The following is a 20239-nucleotide window of genomic DNA, read 5'->3' as shown; positions in this document are numbered from 1 at the left end:
GGCAGAATCCTGTAAGAATTTCGATCTGGCCATAGTGTGTGGTTGGAAGACGTCCGATCCCACCCGTTTCCCGACAACGCCAAGCAAAAGGCCCACCGGGAATTCGGCGGGCCTTTGCGTTGTTGTTCCTGATCTCTGATCAGGTCGTCACTGCGTATTGGGGCTGCTCGCAAGCTGGCCCGTGATCGTGCCAACGAGTGCCGTGGGCTGGCTTCCGTCGCTTGCGGCAGCCTCGGCCTTGCGCTGTGCGAGCGCGCTGGTCAGGCTGGTGAGCGCGTCCGGTCCGGCGGGGAAGCCGGCTTCGGAGAGGATCTTGTCGATCATCGGCTTGAACGCCGAGACCGACAGCAGCTGCGCAGCGAGGCCGTCGCCGAGCCCAAGACCGCCGTTGCCGCTACCATTGCCTTGGGCATGGCCGTTGCCGCTGCCGCGGCCGAGCAGGCTACCGGTGTCGAAGATCCGGATGTCGGAGATCTTCTCGATCGGCTTCACCGCTTCGGCCAGCGCGTTCGGGATGATGTTGATGCGCGCGAGGTTCAGATCGTAATCGATCATCGAGGGGCTGAGCTTGTTGCGCGCTTCGGCCTTCAACGTCGCGACTTCGGCCTCGGCCTGGCCGAGCGCCTTGACGCCGGCAGCGCGGGTGGTTGCGGCATTGGCATCTGCCTTCGCAAGCACGTTGGTGGCCTCGGCCTTGTTGGCGGCAGCCTGCTTCTCGGCTTCCGCCATCACGGTGATCGGCATCGCGTTGGTTTCGGCAGCCTTGCGCGCCGCGATCACGTTGATGATCTTGTCGCGCTCGGCAATTTCGGTGGCCTTGGCGGTTGTGACCTTTTCCTCGGCTGCGATCGCCAGCGCGCGTGCGGTCTCGGCGACGGTCTGCGCCTCGGACTGCTCCTTGCTCTTGTTGGCGACCGTGATCGCGCTTTCCTGCGCCACGATCTGAAGGTCGCGCTCCATTTCGGTATTGCGCCGTTTCACCGCGAGATCGGCCTCGATCTTGCGGGTGTCGCGGGCCTGGTTGGCCTCGGTCTGCTTGTTGGCGACCGCGAGTTCCTGCTGGATGCGGTATTCGGCCTCGTTCTGCAACGCGGTCTGCTCGACCTGCGCGGTCTGCGCGCGCATCGCGGCGGTCTTGTTGGCGATGTCGCGCTGCTGGGCAAGCTCCGCGTCGCGCTTGGTGGTCTCGATCGTCAACGTGGTCTGCCGCGCCACCAGGTCCTGCTGCGCGATGTTGACCTCGGTGGTGCGGACGATCTGGTTGCGCTCCTGCTCACGCTCCTTGGTGATCTTGGTCAGGGTGGTGAGACCGTGGGCGTCGAAGAAGTTGCTCGGGTTGAAGTGCTTGATGTCGCTCTGGTCGAGCCTGGTCAGCGACACCGATTCCAGCTCGAGGCCGTTGTTCTGGATGTCGGCGCCGACCGCGTCCTGCACCGCCTTGACGAAGGTCGCGCGCTGCTCCTGCAGCTCCTCGAGGTTCATGGTGGCTGCGACCGAACGCAGGCCGTCGACGAATTTGGCTTCGACCAGCTCGCGCAATTCGGCCGCGTCATTGGTGCGGTTGCCGAGCGTCTGCGCCGCGAGCGCGATCGAGGACGAGTCGGGTTTGACCCGCAGATAGAACTCGGCGCCGATGTCGACGCGCATGCGGTCCTTGGTGATCAGCGAATCCGGGCCGCCGCGCGCGACCTCGAGCCGCAGCGTCTTCAAATTCACTGCGGCGGTGGAATGGAAGATCGGCAGCACCAGCGAGCCGCCGTCGAGCACCACCTTCTGGCCGCCGAGGCCGGTGCGCACATAGGCCTCGTCGCGGGTCGAGCGCTTGTAGAGTTTCGCGAACAGCAGGCCGATGACGAGGATGACGACGACGCCAATGACGACGGGTACAGCAAGTTCCCACATATGTTATGCCCTGTTGGAAGATTGGTGTTGTTCAATGAGATCGGCGGGAGCGGCAATCGCGATGAAGCTTTTGGCGTCGCGATCGACCAGCAAGACGCTGGCGCCGACCGGCAGTGCCGCAGACTCAGCGCCGGCACGCGCCGACACGGTGTGCCAGTTGCCGAAGACATCCTTGAGACGGACGCGGCCGGGTAGCCCCTGATCGAGCGGGCCGACCGCGACGGTCGCGACCTTGCCGACGAACTCGTCCTCGCTGACCGCGTAGCTCTCGTCGCGCGGAATGATGCGCGCGAGGCCGCGGCTGGCTTTCCTGATCACGGGGATGCTGCCGGCAGCAGTCACCGCCGCAGCGATCGAGACGGGAAGGGCGGTGCCTGTGGCATGCGCGAGGCCCTGCAACAGAAAGCCTCCGATCGAGAAGATGCCGAGAATCAGGATGATCAGGATCAGGAGGGGAAGCCGCCCGGCGTTGATCCAGAGAAACAGGCCGCTGAGAGCGTTGTGGCTCTCGGCCTCGACCGCGAAATCCTTGCCGATGAATTCGCTGATCGAAAGTCCGACCATGGTGGTCAGCAGCTCGATGCCGCCGAGCGTCACCATGATCGCAGCCGCGACCGCGAACGGCCGCACGTCGGGGGCGAGCAGAATGTCGCCAACTGCACTCATTGCTGTGACTTGATCCTTTCAAGCCGCGCCGCGATTTCCTTTTCGCGGTGCAGGCGGTCGAGTTCGTCAAGCTCCTTGTCGCCGAGCACGCTGGAAGCGTGAACGCCGGTGACCCGGGCGATCGCCGCCATGGCGCGATCGGCACTCAATGTATTGGTCGCGGCTGGCGCCCGGCTGGTTTCATGCTTGGCCTCGCGGAGCAGGCTTTGTTCGAGATCGGTTAATCTATTCTCAGCCTCGCGCCGCGCGCCGAGCATGGCCTGCAACGCCTTGGTCTGCTCGTCGATTTCGAGCTCGATGAAATCCATCGCGCGTTCCAGCGCGATCATCTGCGATTCCAGATCAATTTGCCGTGCGACGCCGGCGCGCGCGAGGTCGTCGCGATTTTCCGCAAGTGCGAGACGGATCTTGTCGTTGAGAGCAGCCGTTTCGGTATCCAGTTCCTCACGCCGCCGCTTGAGCCGGAATTCTTCGGCGCGCGACTTGCCGAGCGCGTAGCGCGCCTCGTCGGCGCCGGCGTCGATCTCGCGGATCGCCTGCTTGACCAGCGCCACCTTGTTGGCGTTCTCGGCGTTGTCGATGGTCTGGCTCGCGATGGCGGCAAGCAGCCGGCCCATGCGCGCAAGGATGCCTTCGTGAAGCATGGTCTTCTCCTCCGGTTGAGCTGATTTGGATTTGACGGCGATGTGGATTTCGTAGCCGCGTCCATCCGAGACCAAATGCGCCGGGAAGGGGCTTTCCCAGCCCGAGACATATCCCGGCACGTCGAACGGCACCAAGACGCGTCCGCTGACAGTGCTAATGGTCAGTGAAGTTGGACCCTTGATCGCGAACAACTTGTCGTCGAGCGGTATCCGGCGGATGGCCGTCTCGGCGACGTAGCTGGCGCGGTCGCGCAGGCCGAGCGTCACCAGCCGCGCCGGCAGGCCGGTCTCCTTGCGGATCCGCTCATAGGCCTGGGCGTGCAGCGAAACCAGATTGGCGCCGACGGGAGCCACCTCGGCAAGGATCGCCATCATCCGATCATAGGCCGCAAAGGTCGCCTCGATCGCATCGGTGCTCGCCTGGTCGGGGGCGAGGGCGTAGCGCAGGGTTGCGGTCGGCGTCTCGAGGGGAAGCTTGATCATGATTAGAGACTAAAGCACTTCCTCAGTGCTTTACAATGCCGGCGGCGGTAGCATCTTCGTGAGGCTAGATGCAGTTGCAAATGAGTTGCATTAAGGCCCGTGATCAGCCATGTTGGTCGCATGGACGCCCGAACGCCTGAAATGCCTCCCGTTTCGCTCTCTACCGCCGTCCCCGCCACCTCGGGCTGGCGCGGCGACGCCGGGCATGCGCGCAGCCTCCCGGAGGTCAATTCGACCGTCGCCGTGCCGACCGGCGGGTTGTGGTGGCGGCGGCTGCTGGCGTTCGCCGGTCCCGGCTATCTGGTGTCGGTCGGCTACATGGACCCCGGCAACTGGGCAACCGACATCGCCGGTGGATCGAAGTTCGGCTACACGCTGCTGTCGGTCATCCTGCTCTCGAATCTGATGGCGATCCTGCTGCAGGCGCTGTCGGCGCGGCTCGGCATCGCCACCGATCGCGATCTGGCGCAGGCCTGCCGGGCGACCTATTCGCGCCCGGTCAATCTGATGCTGTGGCTGGCCTGCGAGGCCGCCATCATCGCCTGCGACCTTGCGGAGGTGATCGGCACCGCGATCGCGCTGAAGCTGCTGTTCGGCATTCCCCTGGTCGGCGGCGCGCTGCTGGCGGCGCTCGACGCGTTCCTGCTGCTGCTCCTGATGAACCGCGGCTTCCGCTTCCTCGAGGCCTTCGTGATCGCGCTCTTGATCGTGATCGCGGTGTGCTTCGTGGTGCAGATCGCCGCCGCCGCGCCGCCGGTTGCGGCCGTGATCGGCGGCTTCGTGCCGACGGGCGAGATCGTCACCAATCCTGAGATGCTCTACATCGCGATCGGCATCATCGGCGCCACCGTGATGCCGCATAACCTCTATCTGCACTCCTCGATCGTGCAGACCCGCGCCTATCCGCGCACCGAGGAGGGACGGCGCGATGCGATCAAATGGGCGACGGCCGATTCCACCATCGCGCTGATGCTGGCGCTGTTCATCAACGCCGCGATCCTGGTCGTGGCCGCTGCGACCTTCCACAAGAGCGGCCATTCCGACGTCGCCGAAATCGACCAGGCCTTTGAATTGCTGTCGCCGCTGCTCGGCCTCGGCATCGCCTCGACGCTGTTCGCCGTGGCGCTGCTGGCGTCCGGACTCAATTCGACTGTGACGGCGACCCTGGCCGGCCAGATCGTGATGCAGGGCTTCCTCGATCTGCGGCTGCCCGATTGGGCACAGCGGCTGCTGACCCGCGGCATCGCGATCGTTCCGGTCGTCGTGGTCGCCGCGCTGTATGGCGACAGCGGCACCGCGCAGCTTTTGGTGTTCAGTCAGGTCGTGCTGTCGATGCAGCTGCCGTTTGCGGTGATCCCGCTGGTGCGGTTCGTGTCCGACAAGCGCAAGATGGGGAAGTTTGCGATCTCGTGGCCGGTCGCCGCGGCGGCATGGATCGTCGCCGGGCTGATCCTGATCCTGAACGTGAAGCTGTTGATCGATACCTTGTTCGGCAGCTAGTCTCGATCTTCAGTCCTGCGGCTCCGCGAGGACCTCGCCCGAGGCGTCGACGCGCAGCCAGCCGCTCGGGGCGAGGCGCTGCTGCGGCAGGAAGCGGCCCTTATAGTCCATCTTCTTGGAGCCCTCGATCCAGTAGCCGAGATAGACGTAAGGCAGGCCCTGCCGGCGGGCGCGGGCGATGTGGTCGAGAATCATGAAGGTGCCGAGCGAGCGGTGCTGCTGCGACGGCTCGAAGAACGAATAGACCATCGACAGCCCGTCGCTGAGCACGTCGGTCAGCGCCACCGCCAGCAGCTCGTCGCCGCGCCCGGTGATGCCGCTGTCGATATTGCGCCGGCGGTACTCGATGATCCGGGTCTCGACATGGCTGTCCTCGACCATCATCGCATAGTCCAGCACCGTCATGTCGGCCATGCCGCCATTGCGGTGGCGGCGGTCGAGATAGGCGCGGAAGACGGAATACTGCTCCGAGGTCGGCACCGCGCTGCGCTGCTCGCCGATGATGTCGGCGTTGCGGGCCAGCACCTTGCGGAAATTGCGGGAGGGGCGGAATTCGTTGGCGACCACCCGGACCGAGACGCAGGCCCGGCACTGGTCGCAGGCCGGCCGGTAGGCAATCGACTGGCTGCGGCGGAAGCCGCCATGGGTGAGCAGATCATTGAGATCGCCGGCCTTTTCGCCGACCAGATGCGTGAACACCTTGCGCTCGTGTCGGCCCGGCAGGTAGGGGCAGGGCGAGGGCGCCGTCAGATAAAACTGCGGGGTGTCACGCGAGTGCTGGGTCACGTCGGATAATCGGGCTCCACAACAATACAGGCAGCCAACTCAGCATCGCCCCCTGAAGGCTAACGGTCAATTGGTTTAAGCGGACCTAATAGGCCCGTGCCGCGGGTGTGATCTCGGTGCGGACCGAGCTGTTGATAACAACGGTTCCCAGGATGACGTCGTGCAGCAGCCGGCGGCGGCCGTTGAACAGCCCGACCAGCAGGACCAGCGGCGACAGGAACGAGATCGTCGCCCAGAATAATACCGCATGGACGGCGCCGAGCACGAAGTAGCCGGGGGCGCCGTACCAGGTGCGCAGTTCCAGATCCATCATGCGCATGCCTGGCGTGGCCGAATGCGGGCCGCCGATCGAGGCGCCGTAATAGACGATCGCCCAGATGATCGAGGCCGGCGACACCAGCCAGAACAGCGCCCAGCCGAGGCCGAGCGTCACCACGCCGAAGATGGCGATGAAGATCACGCCGAGGATCACCGGTACCGACAGCACCAGGAGGTCGATCAGGAAGGCGAACACGCGTCGGGTCAGCACGCCGCGAAACAGGTCCGGCTGCGCGTACGGATCGAACGCATGCGGGGGAACGCCGCCGTCATTGCGCCAGGTCGCGCCGCTCCGCGTGCCGCCGTCATTGCCGTAGGACATGACCAACCTCCGATTGATATCCCGCGCAGGAGATGGGAACCGGGGGCTCGCCTGCCAAGCGGGGGCAAGCATTAACTCACCGAAATATTCCGGCGATTCCGCGGCCGGATTGACCGCTGCCGCCTCCATCCGTCATTGCGAGCCAACGGGTCGGCGCGTAGCGCCGCCCGATGACAGGCTCCGCGAAGCAATCCATCCCGCCGCATGCTCGGATGGATGGATTGCTTCGTCGCTGCGCTCCTCGCAATGACGAAGGGGAGGAAACCGTCAGCGCTCCGCCCTGATCTTCTCGGCGGCCTGCGGCGCGAAGTAGGTCAGGATGCCGTCGGCGCCGGCGCGCTTGAAGCCGACCAGGCTCTCCATCATGGCGCGCTCGCCGTCGATCCAGCCATTGGCGGCGGCGCCTGCGATCATCGCGTATTCGCCGGACACCTGGTAGACGAAGGTCGGCATCTGGAAGGTGTCCTTCACCCGGCGGACGATGTCGAGATAGGGCATGCCGGGCTTCACCATTACCATGTCGGCGCCCTCGGCGATGTCGAGCTCGACCTCGCGCAATGCCTCGTCGGAATTGGCGCTGTCCATCTGATAGGTGCGCTTGTCGCCGGTCAGCGTCTTGGCCGAGCCGATCGCGTCGCGGAACGGGCCGTAGAAGGCGCTGGCGTATTTCGCCGCATAGGACATGATCTGCACGTCGCCGAAGCCGGCATCGTCGAGCGCGTCGCGGATCGCGCCGACCCGGCCGTCCATCATGTCCGACGGCGCGATCACGTCGCAGCCGGCCTGGGCCTGCGTCAGTGCCTGCTTGACCAGCACCGCGACCGTCTCGTCGTTGAGGATCCTGCCGTCAGCGAGCAGCCCGTCATGACCGTGGCTGGTGAAGGGATCGAGCGCGACGTCGCAGAGCACGCCGATATCAGGGAATTGCTTCTTGATCGCGCGCACCGACTGGCAGACCAGATTGTCGGGGTTGAGCGCCTCGGAACCCTGCTCGTCGCGCAGCCCCGGCTCGGTGAACGGGAACAGCGCGATGCAGGGGATGTTGAGCTTGGCGGCGCGCTCGGCGTCGCGGACGATCTGGTCCACGGTGAGCCGCTCCACGCCCGGCATCGAGGCCACCGGCGTGCGCGCGTTGTGGCCGTCGACCACGAACATCGGCCAGATCAGGTCGTCGGTCGTCAGCACGTTCTCACGGACCAGCCGGCGGGCCCATTCCGACTTGCGGTTGCGGCGCGGGCGGATCGTGAGGTCCAGCGACGGCGAGGCGAGGGCCTCGGTCTGGCGGCGCGGCGCATCCCGCAATTCGATCGGGCGCCCGAATTTGATCGCCATGTCTTTACTCCCTCGACGGCCGGCTGATTGGACTGGACCTGATATAAGTCCAATTCTAGCACCTTTCAGGGGGCGCCGTCATTGCGCCCCGATTGGATCCTTTGGCGCCCCGGATTTGCCGCAACGGCAATTGATTTTGCGGGCTTGGCGGGCCAAGACTGCGGCCATGAATACCTCTCTGCAGCCATTGCGCGGCGATTCGGATGTCTGACACCTCTGCACGCGATTCTGCGCGGGACAGCGCCATGACGGTCGGCGGGATCTCGTCCGACCGCATCGAGCCTGACGATAATGCGTGGACGCGGCGGCTCGTCATCTTCCTGCGCATCATGGCGGTGGTCTCGATCGCCAAGGGTCTCTACCACTGGGCCCAGGTCACCGGCTTCGTCGGCGGCGAGGAGGAGGCGTTCGAGAACCAGTCGATGGCCTGGCAGACCGCCACGATCTATTTCGCCGTTATCGAGCTCGTCGCCGCGGTCGGGCTGTGGCTGGCGACGCCGTGGGGCGCCGTGGTGTGGCTCACCACCGTGGTGTCGATGGCGGTGATCGAGCTGATGTTTCCCGGCATCTATGGCGGCAGCCTCACCGTGGTCGGGTTCGAGGCCGTGATGCTCGCCGCCTATCTCGCGCTCGCCTGGATGGCGGCGCGCGAACGGCCGCCATAGGCGGTGCCGGGATCCTCACTGTGGCGGCGCGGCGACACTGCGATCAATCTAAACCATAAGCGCTGACATCATGGTGTGCGTGCACGCAGTGAGAAGACAGCATTGCTGCGTCTGCTAAGTGAACCACACAGATCGTGCACACCCCGGCGCACCCCGTCGCGGCGCGCGTCTCTGCGGTACCGCCGTCGGGGTCGATTACCGGATCTCGGCATATGTGCCAGTCGGCTTTGCGCTGGCCGGCGGCGGGACCTCTTAGAGCGTTTTCGAGCGAAGTGGAAACCGGTTCGCGTGAAGAAAACGCGTCAAAACAAAATCTAGAGCCCCGTTCCGATTCCATCGGAACGGGAAAGGCTCTAGGCAGGCAGGACGCGATCCTGCTCGCCATCGCGCAGGCTTCGGGCTGCGATCCCGAAAATTTTCCGAGAATCTTCTGAGAATTTTCCGGTCACCATTCGGTCACCGTAAAGGGTTCCCTCACACCGGTTACGCCACCGTTTCGAAATCGAACGCCGCTGTTTCCGAATGCGACAGGGGAGGCAGACGAAGCGTGAACAGGGGCCATCTACCGTCAATGAAAAGTTGCGAGAAGTGCTTGATCCATGGGCTTAATCCGCCATTCACTGTCTTAAATTCATGATCTCTTTATTGTCTTATTTAAGCTGATCTTCAAACGACCCCACTAAGTTGTGGCTATCAGGCGGGACACAAGTTTCGTCGAATAAGTCGATAAAAACGACAAACAGGGGAAGTGTCATGATGAAAGCCGTTGCGACAACGGCGGCGGATGCCGCCGATCGCGCTGCCGGTCAGGCTCCGGTGCAGCCGCTCTATCTGGAAGCATTGACTTTGGTGGAGCGGCTGCATCGCCGGCTGCTCGACGTCATCAAGGACGAGTTCGACCGCCGCGGCCGCGCCGACATCAACTCGGTGCAGGCACTGCTCCTGTACAACATCGGCGATAAGGAATTGACCGCCGGCGAGCTGCGCACCCGCGGCTACTATCTCGGCTCCAACGTCTCCTACAATCTGAAGAAGCTCGTCGAGCTCGGCTTCCTCGATCATCAGCGCTCCCGCGTCGATCGGCGTTCTGTTCGCATTCGTCTGACCGCGCAGGGCCAGGAAGTCCGCAAGATCGTCGATGCGCTCTATCAGAAGCACGTCAAGACGGTGGAGCAGGTCGGTGGCATCTCCAACGAGGAGTTCGCCAGCCTCAACAAGTCGCTGCATCGCCTCGAGCGGTTCTGGACCGACCAGATCCTCTATCGCCTCTGAAATCAGCCTTCTTCGCCTGATGGCCAAGCCGGCCGCTTCAGAAGACCGGCAGCCAACCTCCAGACAGCGCATCGGCTGTGCCCGGCCGATGCGCTTTGTCGCGTTTTGCCGCAGCCGTTCTGCTGCACCTGCGAAAAAAACCGAGCGCCACCAGGAACCAACTTGTTCCCTGCGACTTATCCATCGACCAATGGAGGCGCGGGATGCTGGTCGAGCGCGGTATTGAGGTGGTGAATGTCGAGGTGGTGGGCGATGCCTACGCCATCGCGTCCAACTACCTGCGCAAATCCGGCGCGATCCCCGACAATTTCGCCACCAATGAGCGCCTGCTCAGCATCATCGTCAAGCTGTTCCAGCGCGGCGAGATGAACAGGATCCGCCTCGCCAACAAGGCGATCGCGAAGTTCGAGGCCGAGACGCTGGTCGTTGCTTGAGCGCCAATCCGGAGACATCAATGGAAGCCGCTATCGATCGGATCATGCAGACCTATGATCTGCTGGTAAACCGCACGGCCGCCGCGAGCGACGAAGCCCGCACCAAGGTGACCGAGTATGTGCGGATGCTGTTCGAGGCCGGCGAGACCGATCCGCATCGGCTGACCGTGTGCGGCCTGACCTATCTGCGCCAGCTCGACGGCAGCACCGACCATGTGAAGGCCGGGTATACCGGGCTGTAGGGCTCGCGCGTTGCCCAATTCATCCGTCGTCCTGTCTGTTGCCAGGACGACGTAGATTCTGATTCAATTTTCAAACAGCAAACACTCGGTGTCGTCGCTCCGGCGCGCCGGAGCTTTAGCGGAGACGGCACCCCGGACGATGACACCGCGTAGGGTGGGCAAAGGAGCGTAAGCGACGTGCCCACCTTTCACGCTGTGCTCGTAATGGTGGGCACGCTTCGCTTTGCCCACCCTACGATTCCTCTACCGTCGTCCCGGCGAAGGCCGGGACGACGAGGAGTTTGCCACCAGATCTCGCTACGCCGCAAAATGCCAGCCGTCGGCGACGGTGCCGGCAGGGGCGGTGATGTGTGCGGCGCTGAGCTGGCCGCTGTTCCAGATCGACGTCATGCCGTTGGCGTTGACCCAGAGAATGTCGCTCTTGCCGTCGCCGTTGAAGTCGCTGGTGCCGGCAAAATGCCAGCCACCCGCGATGGTGCCCGCGGGCGCAACGACATGCGCGCCGGCGAGCTGGCCGTTATCCCAGATCGAAACCGAGCCGTTGTCGTTGACCCAGAGGAAATCGCTCTTGCCGTCGCCCGCGAAATCGCCGGTGCCGGCGAAGTGCCAGCCGTTGATCTGGCTGCCGATGTCGGCCGTGATGTGCGCGCCGCTGAGCTGGCCGTCGTTCCAGATCGACACCTTGCCGTCGTCGTTGACCCAGGCAATGTCGCTCTTGCCATCGCCGGCGAAATCGCCAGTGCCGGCAAAATGCCAGCCATTGTTGGCGACGGTGCCGACAGGCGCGATCACATGCGCGCCGCTGAGTTGGCCGTCATCCCAGACCGACACCGTTCCGTTGTCGTTGACCCAGAGGATGTCGCTCTTGCCGTTGCCGTTGAAATCGCCGGTGCCGGCGACGTGCCAACCCTGGATGTTGCTGCCGAGGTCAGCGACGATATGAGCGTCGCCGATTTGGCCACCATCCCAGACCGACACCTTGCCGTTGTCATTGACCCAGAGGATGTCGCTGCCGCCACCGAAGTTGCCGGTGGCCGCGAAGTGCCAGCCATCGGCAATGGTGCCGGTGGGAGCCGTGATGTGAGCGGCGGCGACCATCCCGCTGTCCCACATCGACACTCGGCCGTCATCGTTGACCCAGACAATGTCGGCGTGGCCATTGGCGCCGAAGTCGTTCGCGGTGGCAGGCAAGGAGGGGAACATGCCTGGGCTGCGTGAATTTTGCGGCGTGAGCGTGCCGAGAGAGAAATCCGACGCATTCTGATCGGTATCCCCGCCGATTTGTTGGCGTACCGTAGCGGCATCGCCGGCGTTCGTTTGACCGGGCGCTGGGCCGGCGCCCTCGAAATCACTTGCCGTCGAGCCGTAGCCGACGAGGTCGAGGATGTCGAAGCTGACTGGCTTCGCACCGGACAGCGGCGTGGTGTCCGTGACAAGCGCGACCTTGCCGGCAAACGCCCCCAGATTGATGGTCCCGATCAGGTCCGGGGTTGGCAGGGCGGTTCCGCCGCTGCCGCTGCTTCCCTCTTCAATCAGGAAGTAGCCATACACATCTATCGTTCCGGAAAGATCGGTGACCTGCCAACTGGTTCCGGTCGCCGTAGCGTATTGGATTGACCATCCGGTCAAATCGATCGGCCTCGGCTCCGAATTGTACAGCACGATATAATCATGATTGAAGGACGACGGTGGCGATCCTGAAAAGCCACCATTACCATCAAGCGAATTGATCATCACCGGCATCTGAACAGCCCCCGTTCCCGAAATGCATCGGCATCTTCAATCCGGTCGCGGCAATGGAATGCCACCGCACGCACCGCAAAATGGCGCCGGTATTTGGCTGAATCTTTGGGATGATTACATCACCCGGTTGGGTGAGGTCGGGAATTTCAGATGCGGCGCGACCTTGCACGCAAAAGAGGGGCGGCCGGGGCAGCCCCTCCTTGAACGAAGCGTCATGGTCCGCGCGTCACCATTTATAGGCGAGGCTCGCCGTGATGCGGCGGCGGTCGCCGTAGTAGCAGGAGGTGATCACCGCGCAGCTCGCGACGTAGATCTTGTCCGTCACGTTGACGACGTTGAGCGCGGCGCGCCAGTGGTTGTCCCATTCGTAGTGCAAAGCGAGGTCACCCAGCACGACCGACGGCACCGGTGCGGTGTTGGCGGTATCGGCAAATGACGAGCCGACATAGCGCACGCCGCCGCCGAGGCCGAAGCCGTTCAGCGGGCCCTCGCGGAAGGTGTAGTCGGCCCACGCCGAGGCCATCTCGCGCGGCGTGTTGGTCGGGACGGTGCCGATCAGCGCGGGATTGAGGTCCTTGCTGACGAACAGATCGTAATTGGTGTAGCTCGCCACCAGCTTGAAGTCGCGCGTGATGTTCGCGACCGCCTCGAGCTCGATGCCGCGCGAGGTGACTTCGCCGTTCTGGGTCTGGAACATGACGTTGTTCGGATCGGTGGTCAGCGCATTCTGGCGCTTCAGGTCGAACCAGGCGACGCTGAATCGTGCGTTGAGCCCGACCGGCTCATACTTCACGCCGACCTCGGTCTGCTGCGAGGTTTCCGGCAACAGCAATTGCCCGGCCGCGTTGACGCCGATGATCGGATTGTAGCCGGTCATGTAGGAAGCGTAGGGCGCGACGCCGTTGTCGAAATTGTAGATCGCGCCGACGCGGCCGGAGAACTTGCTGTCCTGGCGGCTCTGATCGGCACCGATCCGGTTCTGGTTGTCGAGATCGACCCAATCCTGGCGACCCGACAGCACCACGGTCAGCCGGTCGAGCTTGACTTGATCCTGCAGATAGAGGCCGGCCATCTTCTGGGTGAGATACGTGTCCTGGTACAGCGCGCCGCTAAAGGGTGCGTTGGTGCCGTAGACCGGATTGAACACGTTGAGACTGGTGCCGGTGCCAAAACCCTGCCGGTCATCGATGCCGTAGTGCTTGAGGTCGACGCCGACGAGCGCGGTGTGCTGCAGCGCGCCGGTGGCGAAGCGGTATTCGAGCTGATTGTCGAGGTTGAACTGGTCGGCGACCCCGCGGGCATAGAAGTTGCCGCGTGCGATATCGCCGGCCGAAGGCGTCGTCGCCCAGCCCAGGCCGTAGAGGCCGGTATAGTAAACGTCGACATGTCCGAAGCGCGCGTTCTGGCGGAAGTCGAGATCGCTGGTGATGTTCTTTTCGAACTGGTAGCCGAGCGTCTCCTGCTCGCGCTTGAACTGATCGGCGCTGGGATCGCCGATGAACAGGCTGGTTGGGATGCGGCCGAACGGCGCGTTGGTGACGGTGCCGACATAGGGCAGGAAGTTCTCCGCCCGCGTGTTGTTCTTGGCGGCTGTGGCGTACACGGTGAGGCGGGTGTCGGCGTCGGGCTTGTAGGTCACCGAGGGCGCGAAGAAGAAATTGTTGTCGTAGGTGTAGTCGGTCTGGGTGCCGCCGCCCTGGACCTGGCCGACGAAGCGATACAAGAGCTGTGCGTTGCCGGGCTGCGGCACCGCGCCGCCGATGTCGAACGCGGTGTAAGCATTGCCGAAATTGTTGACGCCGGTCTCGAGATAGCGAACCGGCTCGGCCTGCGGCAGCTTGCTCACGGCATTGACCATGCCGCCCGGCGCCGAGCCGCCATAGAGAATGCTGGACGGCCCGCGCAGCACCTCGACCCGTTCGAGATTGAAGGGTTGCAGCTTCCAGCTCGCATAGGAGGTGTAGAACAGCTGCAGGCCGTCGAGGAACAGCGCCTCGTTCTGCGCCGGGAAGCCGCGGATCAGGAACCAGTCGTTGCGGAAGTCGGAGCCATAGGTGCCGCCGACCACGCCGGGCGTGTAGCGCAGCACCTCGTCGAACTTGCTGACAATCTTCTGGTCGCGGATCTGCTCGGCGCCGATCACGGTGATCGATTGCGGCGTCTGGATGATCGGCGTGCTGGTCTTGGTGCCGCTCGCGCTGAGCCGCGCCATGTAGCCGTTCACCGGACCGCCCGCATGCTCGCGTCCGCTGCCGGCAGTCGGCTGTGCAGCGCTCTGTGTGTTCGCCGGCGTTGCCGCAGCGTGCCGCGCCGCAGTTCGTGCGCGCGTGGCCTGCTGTGTTGCCGTCTGCTGCGGTTTCGCCGCTTGCCGCTTCGGCGCATCGACGGTGACGGGCGGCAACTGCGACTGCGCGAACGCATCGTCTGCGCCGATCGCGCAAAGCACCACCACACTCGAAGCGGCAAGCCGCTTCGTCCGCATCCACCTGAACGACATTAATCCACGCTCCGTCAAATTTAGTTGAGCGAGTCGTTATCACGGTGATTTTCAGAAACCGGCGATGCGCGCTTAGAACCTCTTCAAGGCGCGCACGAAGCTCGCGTGTGTGATCGATCGACAACGATTTGTCGCGAGAAGTGCGAAGTATTGTCGCGCCTGACGCGCATGTTTTGAATCGGTCCAGTGTGGAAGGATTCCAAATCGTCTCATTGGTTCACGCAGCACGGCTCGATGAACGTGAACCACGCGCGCTTAGATTTCTTCAGCGTGGAGATGCGGGTTGTGCCTATTATAAAATGCATCCATTGGATGCGCGGTCAGTAAATTCGCCATGCCCGGGCTTGGCCCCGGGCATCCACGACGTTGGTCTCTGTGTGGGAACGACGTGGAATGGCCGGGACAAGCCCGGCCATGACGACGCGTGGGGCGAGCAGAGGGAACCCTCGCAATCCCCGCCATCCCCACCATATCTGGCATAATTGGCGACAGGGGACCGCAACCGCTTGGCCATTTTGGGGCAATGTGGTAACGCTCTGCAACCAGCTCGATCGCCACTCGTGACCGTCCGCATCCCCTGTTAAAGGCTTGTGGCGGTGGAGATATTTCGCCGATGACCTCTTCGACCAAGACCGCATCCGCGCCCGATTCCTTCTTCACGGCCGGCCTTGCCGAGGCCGATCCCGAAATCGCCGCCGCAATCAAGGGCGAGCTCGGCCGGCAGCGCCATGAGATCGAGCTGATCGCCTCGGAAAACATCGTCAGCCGCGCCGTGCTGGAGGCGCAGGGCTCGGTGATGACCAACAAATACGCTGAGGGTTATCCGGGCGCGCGCTACTATGGCGGTTGCGAGTGGGTCGACGTCGCCGAGAACCTCGCGATCGATCGCGCCAAGAAGCTGTTCGGCGCCGGCTTTGCCAACGTGCAACCGAACTCCGGCAGCCAGATGAACCAGGCGGTGTTCCTGGCGCTGCTGCAGCCCGGCGATACCTTCATGGGTCTCGATCTCGCCGCCGGCGGCCATCTCACCCACGGCTCGCCGGTCAACATGTCCGGCAAGTGGTTCAAGGCCGCGCATTACACCGTGCGCCGCGACGATCATCTGATCGACATGGACGAAGTCGCGAGGCAGGCCGAGCAGGTCAAGCCGAAGCTGATCATCGCCGGCGGCTCGGCCTATTCGCGGGCCTGGGATTTCAAGCGTTTTCGCGAGATTGCCGATTCCGTCGGCGCGTATCTGCTGGTCGACATGGCGCATTTCGCGGGCCTCGTCGCCGGCGGCGTGCATGCTTCGCCGGTGCCGCACGCCCACGTCACCACCACCACGACGCACAAGTCGCTGCGCGGCCCGCGCGGCGGCCTGATCCTCAGCAATGACGAGACGCTGGCCAAGAAGCTGAACTCGGCGATCTTCCCGGGTCTGCAGGGCGGTCCGCTGATGCATGTGATCGCGGCCAAGGCGGTGGCGTTCGCCGAGGCGCTGCGGCCGGACTTCAAGGTCTATGCCAGGAACGTGGTCGAGAATGCCAAGGCGCTGGCCGAGACGCTGCGCGGCCACGGCCTCGATATCGTCTCCGGCGGCACTGACAATCATTTGATGCTGGTCGACCTCCGCCCGAAGGGGCTGAAGGGCAACGTCTCCGAGAAGGCGCTGGTGCGCGCCGCCATCACCTGCAACAAGAACGGCATCCCGTTCGATCCCGAGAAGCCGTTCGTCACCTCGGGTCTTCGTCTCGGCACGCCGGCGGCGACCACGCGCGGCTTCGGCGTCGCCGAGTTCAAGCAGGTCGGCGGCATGATCGCGGAGGTGCTGACCGCGCTGGCGCAGTCGCCGGACGGCAAGGCGCCGCTGGTCGAGGCCGCGATCAAGGAGCGCGTCAAGGCGCTGACCGATCGCTTCCCGATCTATCAGTAAGGTTCGCTTTCAAAGGTTTCCGTCGGATGCGCTGCCCGAGCTGCAACTCTCTCGATACGCAGGTGAAAGACTCGCGTCCGACCGAGGATTCCGCCGTGATCCGCCGACGGCGGGTCTGCATGGCCTGCAACTTCCGTTTCACCACCTTCGAGCGGGTGCAGCTGCGCGAGCTCACGGTGATCAAGCGCAACGGCCGCCGCGTGCCGTTCGACCGCGACAAGCTGGTGCGCTCGCTGCAGATCTCCTTGCGCAAGCGTCCGGTGGATTCGGAGCGGCTGGAGAAGATGGTCTCGACCATCGTGCGCGAGCTCGAAAGCGGCGGCGAGGCCGAGGTCTCCTCGGAGGCGATCGGCGAGATCGTGATGGAGCATCTGCGCGGGCTCGACGATGTCGCCTACGTCCGCTTCGCCTCGGTCTATCGCAACTTTCGCGAGGCCAGGGATTTCGAGGCCGTGCTCGGCGAATTGTCCGGCGAAGACGATCCGCGGGTCGCGACGTTGCGAAAATGATCTTCCGGATCCTGGAAGACCAGTTCGCGCAGAAATCCCGGGATGCGAAGGCGGCGGACCAGCGCTTCATGCAGCTCGCGCTTTCGCTTGGCCGGCGCGGGCTGGGGCGGACCTGGCCCAATCCGGCGGTCGGCGCCGTCATCGTCAAGGACGGCGTGATCGTCGGCCGCGGCTGGACCCAGCCGGGCGGACGTCCGCATGCCGAGGTCGAGGCACTCAGCCGCGCCGGCGCGGCCGCCCGCGGCGCCACGCTCTACGTGACGCTCGAACCCTGCTCGCATTTCGGACGCTCGCCGCCCTGCGCCGATGCCGTGGTCGCGGCCGGGCTCGCGCGCGTCGTGTCGGCGATCGAGGATCCCAATCCGGAGGTCGCGGGGAAGGGGCACGCCAGGCTGCGCGCGGCCGGCATCGCGGTCGATGTCGGGCTCTGCGCGGCGGAAGCGGCGCACGATCATGCCGGGCACTTCCGGCGCATCCGGGACAAGCGTCCGCATGTCATCCTCAAGCTTGCGGTCTCGGCCGACGACAAGATCGCCGCCGCCGGTCACGAGCCGGTTGCGATCACGGGCGAAATTGCGCGAACGCGCGTGCATCTGTTGCGCGCGCAGTGCGATGCGATCCTGGTCGGGATCGGAACGGTTTTGGCGGACGATCCGCTTCTCACCTGCCGGCTGCCGGGCATGGCACAGCGCTCGCCGGTCCGCATCGTGCTGGACCGCGCGCTGCGGCTGCCGGGCACCGGCCGCCTTGTGCATTCCGCACGCGAGACGCCGCTCTGGGTGGTCACGTCAGATCTGGCCGACGCGCCGGCCGCGACGAAGCTCGGCGCTGCCGGAGCGCAGGTGATCCGCGTCGGCTCATCGGCGGCGCCCGGGCTCGATCTGCCGGCCGTGCTGCATGCGCTGGCGGACAAAGGCATCACGCGGCTCATGGTCGAGGGCGGCGCGCGGGTGGCAGGATCTTTCGTCGCAGCCGGGCTGGTCGACGAAATCTGGCTGTTGCGCGGGCCTGATACGGTGGGCGCCGACGGGGTTCCCGCGCTGCACGCATTGCCGCTGGCCGCAATCACGCAGTCGCAGGCCTTCGCCCTTCGTGCTAGCGAGGCGCTCGGCAAGGACAGTCTGACGATCTACGATAGGTCTTGAGGTCGTCATGCCCGGGCTTGACCCGGGCATCCACGTCTTGACCGCAATTAATGAAGAAAGCCGTGGATGGCCGGGTCAAGCCCGGCCATGACGAATAGTGTGAGGTTTGTCGTGTTTACCGGAATTGTCACCGATATCGGTGAGATCATCAACCTGAAGCCGGTCGCGCAGGGGCAGCTGCACCGGATGCGGATCGCCTGCGACTACGACCAGGCCACGATCGCCGACGGCGCCTCGATCGCCTGCAACGGCGTCTGCCTCACGGTGGTCGCCTCCGGCACGTCTGATGGCAAGACCTGGTTCGACGTCGACGCCGCGGCCGAGACGCTCGGCATGACCACGGCGAAGCACTGGGGTGAGGGCGGCAGGCTCAATCTCGAGCGCGCGCTGAAGATCGGCGACGAACTCGGCGGCCATATCGTGGCCGGCCACGCCGACGGCATCGCCACCATCGTGACGCGCGACGATCTGCCCGACATGGCGCGCTTCACGCTCAAAACCAGCCGCGAGCTGGCGCGTTTCATCGCGGCAAAGGGCTCGGTGACCCTGGACGGCGTGTCGCTGACCGTGAACACCGTCGACGACGTGACCTTTTCGGTGCTGATCATCCCGCATACGCTTTCGGTGACCACGCTGAGCGGCTGGAAGGCCGGCACCGAGGTCAATATCGAGGTCGATTTGATGGCCCGCTACGCCGCGCGGCTGTCGGAGATGAAGTAGCGACCACAAATGTGTCATACGCGGGCTTGACCCGCGTATCCATCCTCTTAACAAGGTGGGCCTCCGGCACGATGGATTGCCGGGTCAAGCCCGGCAAATGACGAAGGTAACCATGGCTGACGCGAGGCGCGCACCTCTCAAGGACCACACCGACATCACGGGCGCGCGCGTCCTGATCGTCGAGGCGCGGTTCTATGACGACATCCAGGATGCGCTGCTCGAGGGCGCGCTGGCCGAGCTGAAGGCCGCCGGCGTCACCCACGACATCCTCACCGTGCCGGGCGCGCTGGAAATCCCGGCGGCGATCGCGATCGCGATCGATGCGGCTGAAACCAACGGCAAGCCTTATGATGCGGCGATCGCGCTCGGCTGCGTGGTGCGCGGCGACACCATCCATTTCGAGATCGTCTCGCAGGAATCCTCGCGCGGGCTGATGGATCTGGCGGTCGCCCGCAAATTTCCGCTCGGCAACGGCATCCTGACCGTGAATAACGAGGCGCAGGCCTGGGCGCGGGCGCGCGCCAGCGAACTGAACAAGGGCGGCGATGCCGCGCGCGCGGCGCTGGCGATGCTGCGCATCAAGCGCCGTTTGGCGAAGGCGTGATCATGGCAGAGAGCAAGCCCGGCAAACCGCCCGAGAGGAAAGCCAACCGGCGCGGCGCGGCGCGGCTCGCGGCCGTGCAGGCGCTGTACCAGATGGACATCGGCGGCGCCGGCCTGAACGACATCTTCGCCGAGTTCGAGAGCCATTGGCTCGGCAACGAGGTCGAGGGCGAGAAGTACTTGCCGGCGGAGGCCGCGTTCTTCCGCGACGTCGTCTCCGGCGTGGTGCGCGACCAGGCGAGGCTCGATCCCCTGATCGACGACGCGCTGGCGAAGGGCTGGCCGCTGAAACGGATCGACGCGATTTTGCGCGCGGTGCTGCGCGCCGGGTCCTACGAGCTTGAGCATCGCAAGGACGTGCCGGGCCGGGTGGTGGTGTCGGAATATGTCGACGTCGCCCACGCCTTCGTCGAGAAGGACGAGACCGGCATGGTCAATGCCGTGCTCGACCAGATCGCGCGCCAATTCCGCGGCGACGAGTTTGTGCGGGGGTAAGGGTAAGCCTTGCCTCTCCGTAGCCGTCACCCTGAGGTGCGAGCTC

General features: G+C 64.5%; 19 protein-coding genes. 11 read left to right on the top strand and 8 right to left on the bottom strand.

All coding sequences use genetic code 11. The features are described 5' to 3' along the window. Nucleotides 1-147: 147 nt before the first annotated feature. The 3 genes from IC762_RS20615 to IC762_RS20605 are packed head-to-tail and all read right to left on the bottom strand — an operon-like array spanning nucleotide 148 to nucleotide 3695. Nucleotides 148-1902: a flotillin family protein gene (locus tag IC762_RS20615; protein ID WP_195784080.1), complete on the bottom strand. Its 1755-nt coding sequence runs from the start codon at nucleotides 1900-1902 to the stop codon at nucleotides 148-150. Between the two features lie 3 nt (nucleotides 1903-1905). After that, the gene (locus IC762_RS20610; protein WP_195784079.1) at nucleotides 1906-2568 is read right to left on the bottom strand and encodes an OB-fold-containig protein; all 663 of its coding nucleotides are present in this window, start codon (nucleotides 2566-2568) and stop codon (nucleotides 1906-1908) included. Beyond that, nucleotides 2565-3695 (bottom strand): PspA/IM30 family protein, encoded by a 1131-nt coding sequence (locus IC762_RS20605; protein WP_195784078.1) that lies wholly within the window; start codon nucleotides 3693-3695, stop codon nucleotides 2565-2567. Before IC762_RS20605 ends, IC762_RS20610 begins: the two co-directional genes overlap by 4 nt. Nucleotides 3696-3815: 120 nt before the next feature. Here IC762_RS20605 and IC762_RS20600 point away from each other — a divergent pair, with 120 nt between their 5' ends. Next, nucleotides 3816-5195: an Nramp family divalent metal transporter gene (locus IC762_RS20600; protein ID WP_195784077.1), complete on the top strand. Its 1380-nt coding sequence runs from the start codon at nucleotides 3816-3818 to the stop codon at nucleotides 5193-5195. 9 nt (nucleotides 5196-5204) lie between these two features. Here the strand turns inward: IC762_RS20600 and IC762_RS20595 are convergent, their stop codons facing one another. The 3 genes from IC762_RS20595 to hemB form a co-directional block, all read right to left on the bottom strand. Next, on the bottom strand, nucleotides 5205-5981 hold the full coding sequence (locus IC762_RS20595; protein WP_195784076.1) for an arginyltransferase: 777 nt from the start codon (nucleotides 5979-5981) through the stop codon (nucleotides 5205-5207). A gap of 85 nt (nucleotides 5982-6066) precedes the next feature. Beyond that, a complete protein-coding gene (locus IC762_RS20590; protein ID WP_195784075.1) occupies nucleotides 6067-6621 on the bottom strand; it encodes an RDD family protein in 555 nt (184 codons plus the stop codon). A gap of 267 nt (nucleotides 6622-6888) precedes the next feature. Next, on the bottom strand, nucleotides 6889-7953 hold the full coding sequence (gene hemB / locus IC762_RS20585; RefSeq protein ID WP_195784074.1) for a porphobilinogen synthase: 1065 nt from the start codon (nucleotides 7951-7953) through the stop codon (nucleotides 6889-6891). A gap of 203 nt (nucleotides 7954-8156) precedes the next feature. On the opposite strand from hemB, the gene IC762_RS20580 reads away from it, so the two are divergent. The 4 genes from IC762_RS20580 to IC762_RS20565 all read left to right on the top strand — a co-directional run bounded on the left by IC762_RS20580 (nucleotide 8157) and on the right by IC762_RS20565 (nucleotide 10566). Continuing rightward, nucleotides 8157-8618 (top strand): DUF6163 family protein, encoded by a 462-nt coding sequence (locus IC762_RS20580; protein WP_195784073.1) that lies wholly within the window; start codon nucleotides 8157-8159, stop codon nucleotides 8616-8618. Nucleotides 8619-9371: 753 nt separating this feature from the next. Next, nucleotides 9372-9890, top strand: coding sequence for a transcriptional regulator LdtR (gene ldtR, locus IC762_RS20575; protein WP_195784072.1), 519 nt, complete (start codon nucleotides 9372-9374; stop codon nucleotides 9888-9890). A gap of 203 nt (nucleotides 9891-10093) precedes the next feature. Beyond that, complete coding sequence (locus IC762_RS20570; RefSeq protein ID WP_195784071.1) at nucleotides 10094-10324, top strand: hypothetical protein; 231 nt, start codon at nucleotides 10094-10096, stop codon at nucleotides 10322-10324. A 20-nt stretch (nucleotides 10325-10344) separates the two neighbouring features. Further along, the gene (locus IC762_RS20565) at nucleotides 10345-10566 is read left to right on the top strand and encodes a hypothetical protein (protein WP_195784070.1); all 222 of its coding nucleotides are present in this window, start codon (nucleotides 10345-10347) and stop codon (nucleotides 10564-10566) included. A gap of 297 nt (nucleotides 10567-10863) precedes the next feature. On the opposite strand, the gene IC762_RS20560 is transcribed toward IC762_RS20565, so the two are convergent. Together IC762_RS20560 and IC762_RS20555 are read right to left on the bottom strand one after the other, a co-directional pair. Then, on the bottom strand, nucleotides 10864-12117 hold the full coding sequence (locus IC762_RS20560) for an FG-GAP repeat domain-containing protein (RefSeq protein WP_195784069.1): 1254 nt from the start codon (nucleotides 12115-12117) through the stop codon (nucleotides 10864-10866). 418 nt (nucleotides 12118-12535) lie between these two features. After that, a complete protein-coding gene (locus IC762_RS20555) occupies nucleotides 12536-14806 on the bottom strand; it encodes a TonB-dependent siderophore receptor (RefSeq protein WP_195784068.1) in 2271 nt (756 codons plus the stop codon). Between the two features lie 613 nt (nucleotides 14807-15419). Between IC762_RS20555 and glyA the strand changes: the two genes are divergently transcribed. From glyA to nusB, 6 genes are all read left to right on the top strand, one after another. Next, nucleotides 15420-16721 (top strand): serine hydroxymethyltransferase, encoded by a 1302-nt coding sequence (glyA, locus tag IC762_RS20550; protein ID WP_195784067.1) that lies wholly within the window; start codon nucleotides 15420-15422, stop codon nucleotides 16719-16721. Between the two features lie 26 nt (nucleotides 16722-16747). Beyond that, complete coding sequence (gene nrdR, locus IC762_RS20545; protein ID WP_195784066.1) at nucleotides 16748-17230, top strand: transcriptional regulator NrdR; 483 nt, start codon at nucleotides 16748-16750, stop codon at nucleotides 17228-17230. Beyond that, nucleotides 17227-18375, top strand: a complete 1149-nt coding sequence (gene ribD / locus IC762_RS20540; protein WP_195784065.1) for a bifunctional diaminohydroxyphosphoribosylaminopyrimidine deaminase/5-amino-6-(5-phosphoribosylamino)uracil reductase RibD — start codon at nucleotides 17227-17229, stop codon at nucleotides 18373-18375. Before nrdR ends, ribD begins: the two co-directional genes overlap by 4 nt. A 111-nt stretch (nucleotides 18376-18486) precedes the next feature. Beyond that, a complete protein-coding gene (locus IC762_RS20535) occupies nucleotides 18487-19095 on the top strand; it encodes a riboflavin synthase (protein WP_195784064.1) in 609 nt (202 codons plus the stop codon). Nucleotides 19096-19207: 112 nt separating this feature from the next. Next, nucleotides 19208-19699, top strand: a complete 492-nt coding sequence (gene ribH, locus IC762_RS20530) for a 6,7-dimethyl-8-ribityllumazine synthase (protein ID WP_195784063.1) — start codon at nucleotides 19208-19210, stop codon at nucleotides 19697-19699. 2 nt (nucleotides 19700-19701) lie between these two features. Then, nucleotides 19702-20193 carry a transcription antitermination factor NusB gene (gene nusB / locus IC762_RS20525; RefSeq protein ID WP_195784062.1) on the top strand — a complete coding sequence of 164 codons (492 nt, stop codon included), beginning with the start codon at nucleotides 19702-19704 and terminating at the stop codon, nucleotides 20191-20193. The last annotated feature ends 46 nt before the right edge of the window (nucleotides 20194-20239 follow it).

The sequence above is a fragment of the Bradyrhizobium genosp. L genome, assembly GCF_015624485.1.
In the GTDB taxonomy this organism is placed as follows: Bacteria; Pseudomonadota; Alphaproteobacteria; order Rhizobiales; family Xanthobacteraceae; genus Bradyrhizobium.
Note: the sequence above shows the minus strand (reverse complement) of the source record. Positions and strands in the feature narration are given on the sequence as shown.

Coding starts and splice junctions, on each gene's coding strand:
- IC762_RS20615 (WP_195784080.1), bottom strand. CDS start 1,902: ATGTGGGAACTTGCTGTACCCGTCGTCATTGGCGTCGTCGTCATCCTC.
- IC762_RS20610 (WP_195784079.1), bottom strand. CDS start 2,568: ATGAGTGCAGTTGGCGACATTCTGCTCGCCCCCGACGTGCGGCCGTTC.
- IC762_RS20605 (WP_195784078.1), bottom strand. CDS start 3,695: ATGATCAAGCTTCCCCTCGAGACGCCGACCGCAACCCTGCGCTACGCC.
- IC762_RS20600 (WP_195784077.1), top strand. CDS start 3,816: ATGGACGCCCGAACGCCTGAAATGCCTCCCGTTTCGCTCTCTACCGCC.
- IC762_RS20590 (WP_195784075.1), bottom strand. CDS start 6,621: ATGTCCTACGGCAATGACGGCGGCACGCGGAGCGGCGCGACCTGGCGC.
- hemB (WP_195784074.1), bottom strand. CDS start 7,953: ATGGCGATCAAATTCGGGCGCCCGATCGAATTGCGGGATGCGCCGCGC.
- IC762_RS20580 (WP_195784073.1), top strand. CDS start 8,157: ATGTCTGACACCTCTGCACGCGATTCTGCGCGGGACAGCGCCATGACG.
- ldtR (WP_195784072.1), top strand. CDS start 9,372: ATGATGAAAGCCGTTGCGACAACGGCGGCGGATGCCGCCGATCGCGCT.
- IC762_RS20570 (WP_195784071.1), top strand. CDS start 10,094: ATGCTGGTCGAGCGCGGTATTGAGGTGGTGAATGTCGAGGTGGTGGGC.
- IC762_RS20565 (WP_195784070.1), top strand. CDS start 10,345: ATGGAAGCCGCTATCGATCGGATCATGCAGACCTATGATCTGCTGGTA.
- IC762_RS20555 (WP_195784068.1), bottom strand. CDS start 14,806: ATGTCGTTCAGGTGGATGCGGACGAAGCGGCTTGCCGCTTCGAGTGTG.
- glyA (WP_195784067.1), top strand. CDS start 15,420: ATGACCTCTTCGACCAAGACCGCATCCGCGCCCGATTCCTTCTTCACG.
- nrdR (WP_195784066.1), top strand. CDS start 16,748: ATGCGCTGCCCGAGCTGCAACTCTCTCGATACGCAGGTGAAAGACTCG.
- ribD (WP_195784065.1), top strand. CDS start 17,227: ATGATCTTCCGGATCCTGGAAGACCAGTTCGCGCAGAAATCCCGGGAT.
- ribH (WP_195784063.1), top strand. CDS start 19,208: ATGGCTGACGCGAGGCGCGCACCTCTCAAGGACCACACCGACATCACG.
- nusB (WP_195784062.1), top strand. CDS start 19,702: ATGGCAGAGAGCAAGCCCGGCAAACCGCCCGAGAGGAAAGCCAACCGG.